Origin of the sequence: Ramlibacter sp. (assembly GCF_050250995.1) — a bacterium.
In the GTDB taxonomy this organism is placed as follows: Bacteria; Pseudomonadota; Gammaproteobacteria; order Burkholderiales; family Burkholderiaceae_C; genus Ramlibacter.
On record NZ_JBFWNP010000039.1, the window covers coordinates 34,784 to 49,650 of the forward strand.

18 protein-coding genes are annotated in these 14,867 nt (G+C 67.5%); 15 read left to right on the forward strand and 3 right to left on the reverse strand.

Annotated features, from left to right (window positions below):
* Positions 1–9 precede the first annotated feature (9 nt).
* Genes AB7E83_RS20700 through AB7E83_RS20710 form a run of 3 tightly spaced genes read left to right on the forward strand, consistent with a single transcriptional unit; the run spans position 10 to position 2,166 of the window.
* Positions 10–987 (forward strand): MlaD family protein, encoded by a 978-nt coding sequence (locus tag AB7E83_RS20700; protein ID WP_428572698.1) that lies wholly within the window; start codon positions 10–12, stop codon positions 985–987.
* Positions 984–1,610, forward strand: a complete 627-nt coding sequence (locus AB7E83_RS20705; protein ID WP_428572699.1) for an ABC-type transport auxiliary lipoprotein family protein — start codon at positions 984–986, stop codon at positions 1,608–1,610. The genes AB7E83_RS20700 and AB7E83_RS20705 overlap by 4 nt, the downstream gene beginning before the upstream one ends.
* Before the next feature lie 4 nt (positions 1,611–1,614).
* A complete protein-coding gene (locus AB7E83_RS20710; RefSeq protein WP_428572700.1) occupies positions 1,615–2,166 on the forward strand; it encodes a Crp/Fnr family transcriptional regulator in 552 nt (183 codons plus the stop codon).
* A 13-nt stretch (positions 2,167–2,179) separates the two neighbouring features.
* Here the strand turns inward: AB7E83_RS20710 and AB7E83_RS20715 are convergent, their stop codons facing one another.
* On the reverse strand, positions 2,180–2,926 hold the full coding sequence (locus AB7E83_RS20715; RefSeq protein WP_428572701.1) for an SDR family oxidoreductase: 747 nt from the start codon (positions 2,924–2,926) through the stop codon (positions 2,180–2,182).
* 86 nt (positions 2,927–3,012) lie between these two features.
* On the opposite strand from AB7E83_RS20715, the gene AB7E83_RS20720 reads away from it, so the two are divergent.
* Genes AB7E83_RS20720 through AB7E83_RS20730 form a run of 3 tightly spaced genes read left to right on the forward strand, consistent with a single transcriptional unit; the run spans position 3,013 to position 5,217 of the window.
* Positions 3,013–3,696 (forward strand): dienelactone hydrolase family protein, encoded by a 684-nt coding sequence (locus AB7E83_RS20720; protein ID WP_428572702.1) that lies wholly within the window; start codon positions 3,013–3,015, stop codon positions 3,694–3,696.
* Positions 3,686–4,567 (forward strand): amidohydrolase family protein, encoded by an 882-nt coding sequence (locus tag AB7E83_RS20725; protein WP_428572703.1) that lies wholly within the window; start codon positions 3,686–3,688, stop codon positions 4,565–4,567. Before AB7E83_RS20720 ends, AB7E83_RS20725 begins: the two co-directional genes overlap by 11 nt.
* Positions 4,567–5,217: a glutathione S-transferase family protein gene (locus tag AB7E83_RS20730; RefSeq protein WP_428572704.1), complete on the forward strand. Its 651-nt coding sequence runs from the start codon at positions 4,567–4,569 to the stop codon at positions 5,215–5,217. Before AB7E83_RS20725 ends, AB7E83_RS20730 begins: the two co-directional genes overlap by 1 nt.
* A gap of 10 nt (positions 5,218–5,227) precedes the next feature.
* On the opposite strand, the gene AB7E83_RS20735 is transcribed toward AB7E83_RS20730, so the two are convergent.
* Together AB7E83_RS20735 and hemB are read right to left on the reverse strand one after the other, a co-directional pair.
* Positions 5,228–6,325 (reverse strand): magnesium transporter CorA family protein, encoded by a 1,098-nt coding sequence (locus tag AB7E83_RS20735; protein ID WP_428572706.1) that lies wholly within the window; start codon positions 6,323–6,325, stop codon positions 5,228–5,230.
* On the reverse strand, positions 6,322–7,323 hold the full coding sequence (gene hemB / locus AB7E83_RS20740; protein ID WP_428572707.1) for a porphobilinogen synthase: 1,002 nt from the start codon (positions 7,321–7,323) through the stop codon (positions 6,322–6,324). The genes AB7E83_RS20735 and hemB overlap by 4 nt, the downstream gene beginning before the upstream one ends.
* A 283-nt stretch (positions 7,324–7,606) precedes the next feature.
* Here hemB and AB7E83_RS20745 point away from each other — a divergent pair, with 283 nt between their 5' ends.
* The 9 genes from AB7E83_RS20745 to AB7E83_RS20785 form a co-directional block, all read left to right on the forward strand.
* The gene (locus AB7E83_RS20745; RefSeq protein WP_428572708.1) at positions 7,607–8,035 is read left to right on the forward strand and encodes a CopD family protein; all 429 of its coding nucleotides are present in this window, start codon (positions 7,607–7,609) and stop codon (positions 8,033–8,035) included.
* A gap of 5 nt (positions 8,036–8,040) precedes the next feature.
* Positions 8,041–9,174, forward strand: a complete 1,134-nt coding sequence (locus AB7E83_RS20750; protein WP_428572709.1) for a VanZ family protein — start codon at positions 8,041–8,043, stop codon at positions 9,172–9,174.
* Positions 9,171–9,500, forward strand: coding sequence for a (2Fe-2S) ferredoxin domain-containing protein (locus AB7E83_RS20755; RefSeq protein ID WP_428572710.1), 330 nt, complete (start codon positions 9,171–9,173; stop codon positions 9,498–9,500). The genes AB7E83_RS20750 and AB7E83_RS20755 overlap by 4 nt, the downstream gene beginning before the upstream one ends.
* Before the next feature lie 17 nt (positions 9,501–9,517).
* Positions 9,518–10,138, forward strand: a complete 621-nt coding sequence (locus tag AB7E83_RS20760; protein WP_428572711.1) for an alpha/beta hydrolase — start codon at positions 9,518–9,520, stop codon at positions 10,136–10,138.
* A gap of 6 nt (positions 10,139–10,144) precedes the next feature.
* Entirely contained in the window at positions 10,145–11,308 is a 1,164-nt protein-coding gene (locus AB7E83_RS20765; RefSeq protein WP_428572712.1) for a D-alanyl-D-alanine carboxypeptidase family protein, read from the forward strand.
* A gap of 148 nt (positions 11,309–11,456) precedes the next feature.
* A complete protein-coding gene (rpsL, locus tag AB7E83_RS20770) occupies positions 11,457–11,834 on the forward strand; it encodes a 30S ribosomal protein S12 (protein WP_028249584.1) in 378 nt (125 codons plus the stop codon).
* A 148-nt stretch (positions 11,835–11,982) separates the two neighbouring features.
* On the forward strand, positions 11,983–12,456 hold the full coding sequence (gene rpsG, locus AB7E83_RS20775) for a 30S ribosomal protein S7 (protein ID WP_428572713.1): 474 nt from the start codon (positions 11,983–11,985) through the stop codon (positions 12,454–12,456).
* Positions 12,457–12,524: 68 nt separating this feature from the next.
* Positions 12,525–14,627, forward strand: coding sequence for an elongation factor G (fusA, locus tag AB7E83_RS20780; protein ID WP_428572714.1), 2,103 nt, complete (start codon positions 12,525–12,527; stop codon positions 14,625–14,627).
* Positions 14,628–14,731: 104 nt separating this feature from the next.
* Positions 14,732–14,867, forward strand: a 136-nt coding sequence (locus AB7E83_RS20785) for a GTP-binding protein (RefSeq protein WP_428570107.1), incomplete at its 3' end; no start/stop codon positions are given.

The following is a 14,867-nucleotide window of genomic DNA, read 5'->3' on the forward strand; positions in this document are numbered from 1 at the left end:
AAACACCTCATGGAAAACAAAGCCCACGCACTCGCTGCCGGCATCTTCATGGTCGCGCTCATCGCCCTGCTGCTGGGCTTGGGCGCCTGGCTCACGCGCGAGACCGGCGTGCGCGACGTCTACGAGATCTCCACCGGCCAGACGGTCACGGGCCTGCAGGAGCAGGCGCCGGTGCGCTTTCGCGGCGTCGACGTCGGCAAGGTCTCGGCGATTTCGTTCGACCCCAAGGTGCAGGGCAACGTGCTGATCCGCCTGCTCGTGGACCACGACGCGCCCGTCACGCGCTCGACCTACGCCACGCTGAGCTTCCAGGGCGTGACCGGCCTGGCCTTCGTGCAGCTCGACGACGACGGCACGAGCAAGGTGCGCGTGGAGCCCAACGATGCGTCGCCGCCGCGCTTGCCGCTGCGCCAGGGCCTGCTTGCCAAGCTCGAGGAGCGCGGGGTCGTGATCATGGAGCGCGCATCCGAGGTGGTCGAGCGGCTGAGCCAGATCATGAACGCGGAGAACCAGCAGAAGATCACCGCGGCCATCGTGAACATCGGCGAAGCCGCCGATGGCGCTGCGCAGCTCGCCAAGCGCCTGGACACGACCGTCGTGCAGAAGCTCGATCCCGCGCTCACGCAGGCCACCTCGACGCTGTCGGAGGCCACGACCACGCTGCGCTCGGTCAAGGGCAGCTCCGACGAGATCGGCAAGACGGCGGCCGATTTCGGCGCCATGGCGAAGCGGCTCAACGAGAAGGATGGACCGATCGACCGGCTGGCCGAAGGCACGCAGGCCCTGTCGCACGCGGCGGAATCGTTCAACTCGGCGACCCTGCCGCGCATCAACCGCGTGACCGAGGACGCGGGGCGTGCGGTGCGGCAGCTCGGGCGGACCATGAACAACATCAACGACAACCCGCAGTCGCTCATCTTCGGCGGCGGCGAGGCTCGCCCGGGGCCGGGCGAGCCGGGCTTCACGGCGCCGAGGGCCGCGCCGTGAGAGCCGTCGGATTGCTGATCCTCGCGCTGGCGCTCGCCGGCTGCAGCGCACTGCCCGACAAGCCCGTGCGCCCGGTGCTCTACGACTTCGGGCCGATGGACCGCGCGGGGACGAACGTGCCCGTCTCGACGACGCTGCCGCCGCTCGTGCTCGCGGATGTCGGCGCCTCGGGCTCGTTCGACAGCTCGGCGGTGCTCTACCGCCTCGGCTATTCCGACTCGCACCAGCTGCGGCCGTATTCGCTCGCCCGCTGGAGCGCGCAGCCGGCGCAGCTGGTCCGGCAGCGCCTGCGCGAGCGGCTGTCGCGCGATCGCATGGTGCTCGACGATGCCGACGCGGCCCTGCTGGCGCGCAGCGGACCGAACCGCCCGCGCATCCTGCGCGTGGAGCTCGAGGAGTTCTCGCACTACTTCCAGTCGACGGCGCAGAGTTCGGGCCTGCTGCGCCTGCGCTGCACGCTGCTGGAGAATTCCGCGGGCGGCGAGCGGCTGCTCGCGCAGCGCAGCTTCGCCTACGAGCGGGCCGCGCCGAGCGCGGACGCGCCGGGCGGCGTGCGCGCGCTCACCGCCGCCATCGACGCGGCCGGCGAGGAGATCGCGGCCTGGGTCGCGCAGCAGCGGTGACCGCATGACCGTGCGTACGCTCGAGGAGGTGATGCGCGACGCCGGCTTCGAGGTCGTGGGCCCGTGCGAACGGCTCTCGCAGCGCGAGGGCCTGCTCGAGCGCTCTGAACTGCTGGACGACTTCACCGCGGCCGAAGCCGACATCCTGGGCAACTCGATGCTGCTGGTGCGCGCGCAGGCGGGCCAGCCGCTGATCGTCGAGGGCGACACGAGCGACTGGCTGATGCTGCTGCTGGCGGGCACCGTCGACGTCGGCAAGCGCAAGGTCGATTTCGTGCCCCTCACCGACGACACGGAAGCGCCGGAGCGCATCGCGGTCGTTCGCGAGGGCTCGGTCCTCGGCGAGATGTCGATGTTCGACGGCGAGCCGCGCTATGCAAGCTGCACGGCACTCAGCGCGGTGGAGGCCGCGGTGCTGAGCCGCGGCGCGGTGCGCGGGCTGATCCTGCGCCATCCCGGCGTCGGCGCGAAGCTGCTCGTGAAACTGACGCAGGTGCTGTCGCGGCGGCTGCGCAACACGAGCAACCAGTTGATCAAGGTGTTGCGCTCGCGTTGAGGCGCGTCGCGTTTCAGCGGCCGCCCGAGACGTCGAGCAGCGACATCGTGGCGTAGCTCGCCTCGTCGGACAGCAGCCAGAGGATCGCGTGCGCCACTTCCTCCGCCTGCCCGCCGCGCTTCATGGGCACCTGGTGCGCCAGATCGCGCACGCGATCCGGCAGGCCGCCGGAGGCATGGATGTCCGTCTCGATGAGACCGGGGCGCACCGCGTTCACGCGAATGCCTTCGCCGCCGACCTCCTTGGCCAGGCCGATGGTGAAGGCGTCGATGGCGCCCTTGGCCGCCGCATAGTCGACGTACTGACCGGGCGAGCCGAGGCGCGACGCCGCGCTCGACACGTTGACGATGCCGCCGCCCGCGCCGCCATGGCGCGTGCTCATCCGCCTGACCGCCTCGCGCGCGCACAGCAGCGAGCCGATCACGTTGATGTCGAACATGCGCTTGAGGCGTGCGTAGCTCATCTCGTCGACCCGCTGGGACACGTCGACCACGCCCGCGTTGTTCACGAGCGCGGTGAGGCGTCCGAGCCGCGCGTCGACTTCGCGAAAGAGCGCGAGGACGTCGTCCTCGTTCGCGACGTCGCCCCGCACGGCGATGGCCGTGCCGCCCGCCTCACGGATCGCGCCGACGACATCGTTCGCCGCGCCTTCGTTGCTCGTGTAGTTCACCGCCACGGCATAGCCCCGCCGCGCGGCCAGGCGCGACGTCGCCGCACCGATCCCCCGGCTGCCGCCGGTCACCAGCATCACCTGCTTCACGGAACGCTCTCCTCATCACGCTTGCGCGGTCGCGCGACAATGCCCATTATTCGCATTTCGCTTTTCACCCGAAGGAGTTTCCAGGCATGGGCAATATCGTCGATCTCAAGGCCGCCGACGGCTTCACCTTTCCCGCCTACGTGGCGCAGCCCGCGGGCAAGCCGAAGGGCGGCATCGTGGTTCTGCAGGAAATCTTCGGCGTCAATTCGCACATCCGCGCGGTGGCCGACGGCTACGCGGCCGCCGGTTACCTCGCCGTGGCGCCCGCGACCTTCCATCGCGTGAAGCAGGGCGTGGAACTCGGCTACACGATGGACGACATGGGCGCCGGGATGGCGCTCAAGGCCGCGGTGGAAGCGCTGCCCGCGCCGGGCGTGATGGCCGACATCCAGGCCGCGATCGACCATGCGGCGCAGGCCGGCAAGGTCGGCATCGTCGGCTATTGCTGGGGTGGGCTGCTGACCTGGCGCGCCGCCGCACTGGCCGACGGCCTGAGCGCCGCGGTGCCCTACTACGGCGGCGGCACGACCACGCCCGACGAGATCGCGCGCAAGCCCAAGGTGCCGGTCATGGCGCACTACGGCGACAAGGACAAGCACATCTCCGTCGAGAGCGTCGAGGCGCTGAAGAAGGCGCACCCCGAGGTCGAGGTCCACATCTACGAGGCCGACCACGGCTTCAATTGCGATCATCGCGGCTCGTTCGACGCCCCCGCCGCGAAGCTCGCGCTCGAGCGCACGCTGGCGTTCTTCGCCAAGCATGTGGGCTAGGCTCGCCGCCGTCCTGTTCGCATGCGCGGCCGTCGGCGCGCATGCGGCGGACTACGCGGGGCCGCTGTTCGACGCGCACCTGCACTACAACGAAGAAGCCTGGGACGGCCGTGCCGGCCCGCACCCGATCCCCGACGTGCTGGCGCGCATGCAGCGCAACGGCGTGCGCGCGATCGTCGCGAACTCGCGGCCGAACGACGGCACGAAGAGCCTCGCGGCGTCGCCCGAGACCGCCCGCGCGGGCGTGACGGTGGTGCCTTTCGTGCGGCTGTACCGCAACCGTGCCGACTACACGAACTGGTTCCGCGACGAGACGATCCACGAGATGGTGCTGACCGAGCTCGCACGCGGGACGGCTTCGGGGCCGTACCGCGGCCTCGGGGAATTCCATCTGTACGACAGCGCGAATGCGGACGGTCCGGTCGCACGCAAGCTGATGGCGCTGGCGGAGGAAAGAAACCTCGTGGTGCTGGCCCACGTCGACGACGTTGCCATCGACAAGCTGATGGCGCATGCGCCCTCGAAAGGCCGGAAGTCGCGACTGATCTGGGCACACACGGGCATCGGCGGCGCGCCGTCGGCTCGCGTGGACGAGTTGCTGGCGCGCTATCCGCTGCTGATGGGTGAGCTTTCGTATCGCCCGGGGCTCACGTGTGAAGGCGGCAAGCTTTGCGCAGAGTGGCGTCGGCTGATCCTGAAGTACCCGACCCGCTTTCTCATCGGCTCGGACACCTGGGTCAACCAGCGCTGGCAGTATTACGACGAGCTGATGAAGGGCTACCGCGTGTGGCTCGGCGACCTGCCGCCGCAGCAGGCCCGGCGCGTCGCGTGGGACAACGCGGCGGATCTTTTCGGACTGAAGGCCCCTTGATGCCGACCCTGCACTACTACCCGAGCACCGCCTCGATGATTCCGCACATCGTGCTGGAGGAAATCGGCGCGCCCTACGAACGCGTGCTCGTCGATCGGGCGGCGGGCGAGCACAAGCGTCCGGACTATCTGAAGCTCAATCCCAACGGGCTCATTCCGGCGTACACGGACGGCGGCCTCGTTCTCTACGAGACCGCCGCCATCGTGCTGCATCTCTGCGACACGCATCCGGACGCGCGTCTCGCGCCGGCCGTGGGCACGGCCGAACGCGCGCACTTCTACAAGTGGCTGGCGTGGCTCACGAACACCTTGCAGGCGACGCTCATCGCGTACTTCTACCCGGAGCGCTGGGTGGACGAGGGCAATGCCGAAGGCGCGAAGCAGGTCAGGTCGCATGCGCACGCGCGTATCGCCGGCTTGCTCGACCAGATCGAGGCCGAACTCGCGAAGAACGGCGGCCCGTGGTTTCTCGGCGAGCGCTTCACGGCGCTCGACGCGTACGTGTTCACGCTGTGCCGCTGGACGCGCAACTTCGGCGAGGGCCGCGCGCGCGATCGGGCGAACCTCGGTCCGTACCTGCAACGCGTCCACGCCCGCCCGGCGGTGCAGCGCGTGTTCGCCATCGAGCAGATCGCGGCGCCTTACTTCTGAGTGGCGATATTCAGCGTGTTCGCGCGAGATAGCGCTTGCGCCAGAACACCAAGGCGAGCGTCGCCGCGATGAGGCCCATGGCTCCGACGACCCACCAGAAGGCCGCGGCCGCGTGAATGAGCGGGAGGCCTTCGAAGTTCATGCCGAAGATGCCGGCGATGAGGTTCAGCGGCAGGAAGATCGCGGTGAGCGCGGTGAGCGTGCGCATGACCTCGTTGGTGCGGTGGCCCATCGCCGAGAAATGGATCTGCACCGCCGTCTCCGCGCCCTGCGCCATGCGCCGCACGTGGTGGACGACGCGCTCGATGTGTTCCACCACGTCGCGCGCGCGTGCGAGCAGGCCGTCGCGGTCGCTTTGCGACGCCCAGGGCGCGGGCTGCTCGTGCTGGCTGTCCAGCCACTCCTGCATGGCGTCTTTCTGCTCCTCGCACAGGTCTTCGAGCGCGTGCAGCGCGTTGCGCGCGGTGAGCAGGGCGCCCCAGTTCGCGTCGCGCGACTTGGGCGCGAGCAGCTGCTGCTGCCAGTCGTCGAGGCCGGCGCTCAGGTCCTTGCGCAGGTCGAGGTAGCTGTCCACCATCATGTTCAGCATGCGCAGCATGAGGTCGGCCGGGTTCGACGGCAGACGGCTGCGTGCGGTGGCGCCGGCGATGCCTTCGGCCTGCACGGCGTCGGACAGGTAGCGCTGGATGAAGGCCTGCGCCGCGTAGCAGCCGTCGGGATGCACGGTGATCAGCAGGCGGTCGAAGACGACGAAGCCCACCGCCCGCGTGCGGATGCGGGCGAAGGCGCCCAGGGGCGTGTCGGGCGACGGGGCGTGGCCGAGTTCGGCGCGCACTTCCGGCTCGGTCGCGAGCCGGCGGAAAGTGACCATGTCGTAGACCGACGTGTAGTCGTAGTGGGAAGGATGCGCCCGGTTGGCGAGATCCTTGACATGCAGGTCGAGCAGCGCGGAGCCTCCGATCGCGAGCGCCGCGGCCTGCAGGCGGGGCAGATCGGTCTCCAGCGAGTCGCGCTCGACCCAGATCCAGATGAAGCCGGACTCCGGCGCGCGTTGGGGCGCCGCGTCGAGGAAGCGCAGGGTGCCGGGGGCGAACTCGACGATCTTCACGCCCGCAGTTTTCGCGCCGCCTCGAGGGCGAAATAGGTCAGCACGCCGTCCGCGCCGGCACGCTTGAACGCCAGCAGGCTTTCCATCATCACCGCGTCGTGGTCCAGCCAGCCGTTCTGGGCGGCCGCCTTCAGCATCGCGTACTCGCCGGACACCTGGTAGGCGAAGGTCGGCACGCGGAATTCGTCCTTCACGCGCCGTACCACGTCGAGGTAGGGCATTCCCGGCTTCACCATCACCATGTCGGCGCCCTCGGCGATGTCCATCGCGACTTCGCGCAAGGCTTCGTCGGTGTTCCCGGGGTCCATCTGGTAGACCTTCTTGTTGCTCTTGCCGAGGTTGGACGCGGAGCCGACGGCGTCGCGGAACGGTCCGTAGAAGGCGCTCGCGTACTTCGCGCTGTACGCCATGATGCGCGTGTGGATGTGGCCTTTCGACTCCAGGGCCTGCCGGATCGCGCCGATGCGCCCGTCCATCATGTCCGAGGGGGCGACGATGTCGACGCCGGCCTCGGCCTGCGTCAACGCCTGTTTCACCAGCACCGCCACGGTCTCGTCGTTGACGATGTAGCCGGTCTCGTCGAGCAGGCCGTCCTGGCCGTGCGACGTGAAGGGGTCGAGCGCCACGTCCGTCATCACCCCGAGCTGCGGCACGCGCTTCTTCAGTTCGGCGACGACGCGGGGCACGAGCCCCTTGCCGTTCCACGCCTCCCGACCGTCGTCGGTTTTCAGCGACGCGTCGATCACGGGGAACAAGGCCATCACGGGAATGCCGAGTTCCACGCACTCCTCGGCCACTGGCAGGAGGCGGTCGAGGCTCATCCGCTGGACGCCCGGCATCGACGGGACGGGCTCGGTTTTTCCAGTCCCGTCGAGCACGAAGACCGGGTAGATCAGGTCGTGGGCCGTGAGTGCGTGCTCGCGCACCAGGTTGCGGGTGAACTCGTCCCGGCGCAGGCGGCGAGGGCGGCCGTGCGGATAGGCGGCAAAAAGGGTCATGGGGCAAATTGTGCCCCGGCCCCACCGCGCCGGCCAGTCTGCATGAGTTGTATGAGATGTCCTTCGCCGGATACCAGCCGATCGTCTGGCTCAAGCTTGAAACCGACCGTCCGGTTTGTTAAATTACGCCCGGGCGGCTTGCCGCTCCCCGCTTTTCCTCCCTGAGCGGGTGCCTTGATGTGTGACAGCAAAAAGGCTTCCGACCCCGGCCCGATGGCCGGGGTTTTTTTTGACCTGCCGCAGGCGTCCGGCGCACGCCCGGGCTTGTCTACACTTGGCATCCATGGTGTATCCGTGGGTCAAGGCATTCCACATCGTCTTCGTGGCGAGCTGGTTCGCCGGGCTGTTCTACCTGCCCCGCATCTTCGTGAACCTCGCAATGGTCGAGGCGTCTTCCGTCGCCGAGCGCGACCGGCTGCTTCTCATGGCCCGCAAACTGTTGCGCTTCACGACAATCCTCGCCGTGCCGGCGGTCCTGCTCGGCCTGTGGCTGTGGCTGGGCGGGGGCATGGGTCGCGGCGCGGGCTGGATGCATGCGAAGCTGGTCGTCGTGGCGCTCACGATCGGCTATCACCATGCCTGCGCGCGGCTGCTGAAGCGATTCGAGGCCGGCGCCAACCTGCGTTCGCATCGGTGGTACCGCGGCTTCAACGAGCTGCCGGTGTTCTTCCTGACGGCAGCGGTTCTGCTCGTCGTGCTCAAGCCGTTCTGAGCCGGATGCACAAGACCTCCGCCTGGCCCCTGTCGCTGGCGTACGCCGCCCTGGTTGTCTACGCGAGCCTGTATCCGTTCTCCGGCTGGCACGACCAGGGGATCAGTCCGCTGGCGTTCCTCCGCAGTCCGCTGCCCCCGAAGTACTGGACGGGCTTCGACGTCATGGCCAACCTCGCGGGCTACGCGCCGCTGGGCGTGCTGCTCGCACTGAGCTTCCTGCGGCGCGGCGACAGCCTCCGTTTCGCCCCCCGGACCAATACCGCCGCGGTGGTCGTGGCAACCGTGGTGGCGGGCGCCCTGTCGTTCACGATGGAGGCGCTGCAGACCTACCTGCCCTACCGGGTGGCGTCCAACCTGGACCTGCTGCTCAACATCGGCGGCGCGCTGCTCGGCGCGATCCTCGCGGCAGGGCTCGAACTCGCGGGACTCATCGACCGCTGGAGCCGCTTTCGCGTGCGCTGGTTCGTCGAACATGCGCGCGGCGCGCTGGTGCTGCTGGCCCTGTGGCCGTTCGCGCTTCTCTTCCCCGCGGCCGTGCCGCTCGGCCTGGGGCAGGTGCTCGAGCGGCTGGAAGAGTCCCTCGCGGAATGGCTCGCCGACACGCCATTTCTCGAATGGCTGCCAATGCGCGACATGGAACTGCAGCCGCTGGTGCCCGCCGCGGAGCTGATGTGCGTGACGCTGGGCGTACTGGCGCCATGCCTGCTCGCCTATTCGATCATCGCCTCGACCGGGCGGCGCGCGGCGGTGGCCTTCGTGGTGGTGCTCGTGGGGGCGGCCGCGACGGCCCTGTCGGCCGCGCTGAGCTGGGGGCCGGTTCATGCGTGGGCCTGGGTGACGCCGCCGGTGCGCTATGGCTTCGGCCTCGGCCTGCTGCTGGCCCTGATGGTGCTGCCCGTGCCGCGCCGGGGGTGCGCGGCCCTCGGGCTCGTCGGGCTGGTGCTGCACCTGAGCGTGCTCAACCAGGCGCCGACCAGCGCCTACTTCGCGCAGACCCTGCAGACCTGGGAGCAGGGCCGCTTCATCCACTTCCACGGCCTCGCCCAGTGGCTGGGCTGGCTGTGGCCCTACGCGACCCTGGCCTACGTGCTGCTTCGCGTCTCCCGCCGCGACCCGCATCCTAGAATCTCGCTATGAGTTCGTATTACCAGCGGCACATCTTCTTCTGCCTCAACAAGCGCGACAACGGCGAGGCATGCTGCGCCGACCACGACGCGGACGCCGCCTTCGCGCGCTGCAAGTCGCAGGTCAAGGCGCAGGGCCTCGCGGGGCCGGGCCAGGTCCGCGTGAACAAGGCGGGCTGCCTCGACCGTTGCGCGGGCGGCCCCATCGCCGTCGTCTACCCCGAGGCCGTCTGGTACACCTACGTCGACGCGCACGACATCGACGAAATCGTCGAGTCGCACCTGAAGAACGGGCAGGTCGTCGAGCGGCTGCTCACGCCGCCGCACGTGGGGCGTTGACCGGCCCTGCGCCTGCGATGAATTCGTACACGCGCCGCTTGGACATCGCCGGAGCCGCGGGCCGGATCCAGGTGCTGCACGACTCGCCCGAGGGCGCGCCGAGAGGCGTGGCGGTCATCGCGCATCCGCATCCGCTCTTCGGCGGCACGATGGACAACAAGGTCGTGCAGACGATGGCCCGGGCGTTCGTCCAGTCGGGCTGGTCGGCGGTGCGATTCAACTTCCGCGGGGTCGGCACGAGCGAAGGCGTCCATGACGAAGGCCGCGGCGAGGCCGACGACATGCTCGAGGTGGTGCGCTCGCAAGCGCCCGAGGGTCCGCTGGCCCTGGCCGGGTTTTCCTTCGGCGCCTTCGTCGCCTCGAAGCTCGTCGAACCCCTGGCCGCGACGCGGGATCTGCAGCGCATCGTGCTCGTGGGCACGGCGACCTCGCGCTTCGGTGTCGCCACCATCGCGGCCGAACTCCACGAACGGACGCTCGTGGTCCACGGCGAGCAGGACGACACCGTGCCGCTCGCCTCCGTGATGGACTGGGCGCGGCCGCAGTCGCTGCCCGTCACCGTCGTTCCCGGCGGCGGTCATTTCTTCCACGGGCAGTTGCCGCTCCTCAAATCGCTGGTGCTTCGCCACCTTCGCTGAAGTCCGATGAATCCCTTGCGCATCGTGCGAACGCTGCTGGCGTCCGCGTTCCTCTGGCTGTGCTTCACGGCCCACGCCCAGTCGCCGCAGCCGCCCGAGATCGCGGCCAGAAGCTATCTGTTGATGGACGTCGGCGCCAACCAGATCCTGGCGGAAAAGGACATCGACTCCGCGGTCGAGCCCGCATCGCTCACCAAGTTGATGACGGCCTACCTGGTCTTCGATGCGCTGCGGGCGAAGAAGATCGACCTGAAGCAGGCGCTGCCGGTGAGCGAACGCGCCTGGAAGATGGAGGGCTCGCGCATGTTCATCGACCCGAAGATGCGCGTTCCGGTCGAGGAGCTCATCAAGGGAATGATCGTGCAGTCGGGCAACGACGCGACGATGGCGCTGGCCGAAGGCGTCGGCGGCACCGCCGAACGATTCGTGGAACTGATGAACCAGCAGGCGAAGGCGCTGGGCCTCAGGAACACGGGCTATCGCAACCCGGAGGGCCTGACCGCCCCGGGCCACACCACCACCGCGCGCGATCTGAGCCTCCTGTCCGTGCGCCTGATCCGGGAATTCCCGGAGTACATGCACTTCTTTTCGATCCGAAAGTACCGGCTGGAGGGGACGCCGACCGCCAACGATACCAACCGGAACACCTTGCTGTTCCGCGACCCGACCGTGGATGGGCTGAAGACCGGCCATACGGCGGCGGCGGGCTATTGCCTGGTCGCGACGGCCAAACGCGACTTTCCCAATATGCAGGGTCGCCGGCTGCTGGCCGTCGTCCTCGGCGCGAACAGCGAGACCGCGCGAGCCAACGAGGCGCAGAAGCTGCTGAACTGGGGCTACACCGCCTTCGAGGGCCTGAAGCTTTTCGACGCGAACCAGGCGGTGGTCGAGCCCCCGGTGTGGAAGGGCGCGCGCAAGACCGTGAAGCTCGGCCAGGCCATGCCCATCGTCATCGCGGTGCCCGCCGGCACGGCGTCCCGGGTCAGGACGCAGGTCGTCCGCGCGGACCCGCTGATCGCGCCCTTCAACCGGGGCCAGCAGATCGGCACCCTCAAGGTGACGTCCGGCGAGCAGGTGCTTCGTGAAGTGCCCCTCGTGGCGCTGGAGCCGGTCGAACAGGCCGGCGTGCTGAGCCGCGCCTGGGACGCGGTGCGGCTCTGGGTGAAATGACGGGCGAAACGCCCGGCGACGCTGTGCAGCCAGTGCCGCAGGATCCGCGGTAGCGGGATTTCACCACCCGGGATATACTCGAGGGCTTTCCCGCGATTTGGGGCGGGGAAGCTTTTTCATTTTCATTTTGAACGTTTAGGGACGTTGAATGCCAACCATCAATCAGCTTGTGCGTCAGGGGCGGGAGGTCGAGAAGATCAAATCCAAGTCCCCCGCGATGCAGAACAGCCCCCAGCGCCGGGGCGTTTGTACCCGGGTCTACACCACGACGCCGAAGAAGCCGAACTCCGCGCTTCGCAAGGTCGCCAAGGTGCGCCTGACCAACGGTTTCGAGGTCATCTCGTACATCGGCGGCGAAGGCCACAACCTGCAGGAGCACTCGGTGGTGCTCGTGCGCGGCGGACGCGTCAAGGATCTGCCCGGCGTGCGTTACCACATCGTGCGCGGATCGCTCGACCTGCAAGGCGTGAAAGACCGCAAGCAGTCGCGCTCCAAGTACGGCGCGAAGCGGCCGAAGAAGGCCTAAGAGTTGTTCGTTTTGTCGGTGCTTGATCGCCTCGGCAGGGCGGTTCGAGCGTAGTGACCCACTGTCGGGTCGAGTAAGCGGTTCAGCCTGAATGGCTGCCTGGGCTCCGAGAGAGAGCCAGCTGAAGCAAATTGAGAGGTGAATAGAAATGCCACGTCGTCGCGAAGTCCCTAAGCGTGAAATCCTGCCGGATCCCAAGTACGGCAATGTCGAGCTCGCCAAGTTCATGAACGTGATCATGCAAGGCGGCAAGAAGGCGATCGCCGAGCGCATCGTCTACGGCGCGCTCGAGCAGATCGAGAAGAAGAACCCCGGCCGCGATGTGGTCGAGGCGTTCACCATGGCCATCAACAACGTGAAGCCGATGGTCGAAGTGAAGTCCCGCCGCGTCGGCGGCGCGAACTACCAGGTGCCGGTCGAAGTCCGACCCGTGCGCCGGCTCGCGCTGTCCATGCGCTGGATCAAGGAAGCCGCCAAGAAGCGCGGCGAGAAGTCGATGGCCATGCGCCTGGCCAACGAACTGATGGAAGCCACGGAAGGCCGTGGCGGCGCGATGAAGAAGCGGGACGAAGTCCACCGCATGGCCGAGGCCAACAAGGCCTTCAGCCACTTCCGCTTCTAAGAACCGTCCCCACTTGGAGAACGGGCCCGCCACGAGCGGGCCTTTCCCGCTTTTAACGAAAGATCACCATGGCCCGCAAAACGCCAATCGAGCGCTATCGCAACATCGGCATCTCGGCGCACATCGACGCCGGCAAGACGACGACGACCGAGCGCATCCTGTTCTATACCGGCGTGAACCACAAGATCGGCGAGGTGCATGACGGCGCCGCCACGATGGACTGGATGGAGCAGGAGCAGGAGCGCGGCATCACGATCACGTCCGCCGCGACGACGTGCTTCTGGAAGGGCATGGATCTTTCCTTCCCCGAGCACCGCATCAACATCATCGACACCCCCGGCCACGTGGACTTCACGATCGAGGTGGAGCGTTCCATGCGCGTGCTCGACGGCGCCTGCATGGTGTACTGCGCCGTGGGCGGCGTGCAGCCCCAGTCCGAGACGGTCTGGCGCCAGGCCAACAAGTACCGCGTGCCCCGCCTTGCGTTCGTCAACAAGATGGACCGCACCGGCGCCAACTTCTACAAGGTCTACGACCAGATGAAGGCGCGCCTGAAGGCGAACCCCGTGCCCATCGTCATCCCGATCGGCGCCGAGGAGAAGTTCACCGGCGTGGTCGACCTGCGCAAGATGAAGGCCATCGTCTGGGACGAAGCATCCCAGGGCATGAAGTTCACCTTCGAGGACATCCCCGCCGACCTGGTGGAGCTGGCCAAGGAGTGGCGCGAGAAGATGGTCGAGGCGGCTGCCGAGGCCAACGAAGAGCTGATGAACAAGTACCTCGAAGAGGGCGACCTCACCGAGGAAGAAATCACGCTCGGCCTGCGCACGCGCACGATCGCCGGCGAGATCCAGCCGATGCTGTGCGGCACCGCCTTCAAGAACAAGGGCGTGCAGCGCATGCTCGACGCCGTCATCGAACTGATGCCGTCCCCGATCGACATCCCCCCGGTGAAGGGCATGGACGAGGACGAGCAGGAAGTCAGCCGCAAGGCCGACGACAACGAGAAGTTCTCGGCGCTGGCGTTCAAGCTCATGACCGACCCGTTCGTGGGCCAGCTCACGTTCGTGCGCGTCTACTCGGGCGTGCTGTCCAAGGGCGACAGCGTCTACAACCCGATTCGCGGCAAGAAGGAGCGCATCGGCCGGATCGTGCAGATGCACGCCAACAACCGCCTGGAAGTCGACGAGATCCGTGCCGGCGACATCGCCGCGTGCGTGGGCCTGAAGGACGTCACGACGGGCGAGACGCTGTGCGACCCCAACTCGATCGTGATGCTCGAGCGCATGGTCTTCCCCGAGCCCGTGATCGCGCAGGCGGTGGAGCCCAAGACCAAGATGGACCAGGAGAAGATGGGCATCGCGCTCAACCGCCTGGCCGCCGAAGACCCGTCCTTCCGCGTCAAGACCGACGAGGAGTCGGGCCAGACCATCATCGCCGGCATGGGCGAGCTGCACCTGGAAATCATCGTCGACCGCATGAAGCGCGAGTTCGGCGTGGAAGCCAACGTGGGCAAGCCGCAGGTCGCCTACCGCGAAACCATTCGCAAGAAGGTCACGGACGTCGAAGGCAAGTTCGTTCGCCAGTCGGGCGGCAAGGGCCAGTACGGCCACGTCGTTTTCACGGTCGAGCCGCAGGAAACCGGCAAGGGCTTCGAATTCGTCGACGCCATCAAGGGCGGCGTGGTGCCGCGCGAGTTCATCCCCGCGGTGGAGAAGGGCGTCGTCGAGGCGCTCAATACCGGCGTGATGGCGGGCTATCCGGTGGTCGACGTCAAGGTCACCCTGACCTTCGGCTCGTACCACGAGGTGGACTCGAACGAAAACGCGTTCAAGATGGCGGCCATCTTCGGCTTCAAGGAAGGCTGCCGCAAGGCGAACCCGGTCATCCTCGAGCCGATGATGGCGGTGGAAGTCGAGACGCCCGAGGATTACGCCGGCAACGTGATGGGCGACCTGTCGTCCCGTCGCGGCATGGTGCAGGGCATGGAAGACATGCCCGGCGGCGGCAAGGCCATCAAGGCGGAAGTGCCGCTGTCCGAAATGTTCGGCTATTCGACGACCCTGCGCTCCATGTCGCAGGGCCGCGCGACGTACACGATGGAGTTCAAGCACTACAGCGAAGCTCCGAAGAACGTCGCCGAAGCCATCATCTCGGCTCGCACGAAGTAGTTGGATTCGTCTTCGGCGCCCTATGGGGTGACCCGCTGCCCGTGGCGAGGTCGTGCCGGAGACGTTAAACAGACACGGGTAATGCTCTTTTTCAAGGATCTGAAATGGCAAAAGGTAAATTCGAGCGGACCAAGCCGCACATGAACGTGGGCACCATCGGTCACGTGGACCATGGCAAGACGACGCTCACGGCGGCAATCACCTCGGTGCTGGCGACCAAGTTCGGCGGCGAAGCCAAGG

What these genes read in the sequence shown, in the direction of transcription:
- AB7E83_RS20700 (WP_428572698.1), top strand. Translation starts at nt 10, where the DNA reads ATGGAAAACAAAGCCCACGCACTCGCTGCCGGCATCTTCATGGTCGCG.
- AB7E83_RS20710 (WP_428572700.1), top strand. Translation starts at nt 1,615, where the DNA reads ATGACCGTGCGTACGCTCGAGGAGGTGATGCGCGACGCCGGCTTCGAG.
- AB7E83_RS20720 (WP_428572702.1), top strand. Translation starts at nt 3,013, where the DNA reads ATGGGCAATATCGTCGATCTCAAGGCCGCCGACGGCTTCACCTTTCCC.
- AB7E83_RS20725 (WP_428572703.1), top strand. Translation starts at nt 3,686, where the DNA reads ATGTGGGCTAGGCTCGCCGCCGTCCTGTTCGCATGCGCGGCCGTCGGC.
- AB7E83_RS20730 (WP_428572704.1), top strand. Translation starts at nt 4,567, where the DNA reads ATGCCGACCCTGCACTACTACCCGAGCACCGCCTCGATGATTCCGCAC.
- hemB (WP_428572707.1), bottom strand. Translation starts at nt 7,323, where the DNA reads ATGACCCTTTTTGCCGCCTATCCGCACGGCCGCCCTCGCCGCCTGCGC.
- AB7E83_RS20745 (WP_428572708.1), top strand. Translation starts at nt 7,607, where the DNA reads ATGGTGTATCCGTGGGTCAAGGCATTCCACATCGTCTTCGTGGCGAGC.
- AB7E83_RS20750 (WP_428572709.1), top strand. Translation starts at nt 8,041, where the DNA reads ATGCACAAGACCTCCGCCTGGCCCCTGTCGCTGGCGTACGCCGCCCTG.
- AB7E83_RS20755 (WP_428572710.1), top strand. Translation starts at nt 9,171, where the DNA reads ATGAGTTCGTATTACCAGCGGCACATCTTCTTCTGCCTCAACAAGCGC.
- AB7E83_RS20760 (WP_428572711.1), top strand. Translation starts at nt 9,518, where the DNA reads ATGAATTCGTACACGCGCCGCTTGGACATCGCCGGAGCCGCGGGCCGG.
- AB7E83_RS20765 (WP_428572712.1), top strand. Translation starts at nt 10,145, where the DNA reads ATGAATCCCTTGCGCATCGTGCGAACGCTGCTGGCGTCCGCGTTCCTC.
- rpsL (WP_028249584.1), top strand. Translation starts at nt 11,457, where the DNA reads ATGCCAACCATCAATCAGCTTGTGCGTCAGGGGCGGGAGGTCGAGAAG.
- rpsG (WP_428572713.1), top strand. Translation starts at nt 11,983, where the DNA reads ATGCCACGTCGTCGCGAAGTCCCTAAGCGTGAAATCCTGCCGGATCCC.
- fusA (WP_428572714.1), top strand. Translation starts at nt 12,525, where the DNA reads ATGGCCCGCAAAACGCCAATCGAGCGCTATCGCAACATCGGCATCTCG.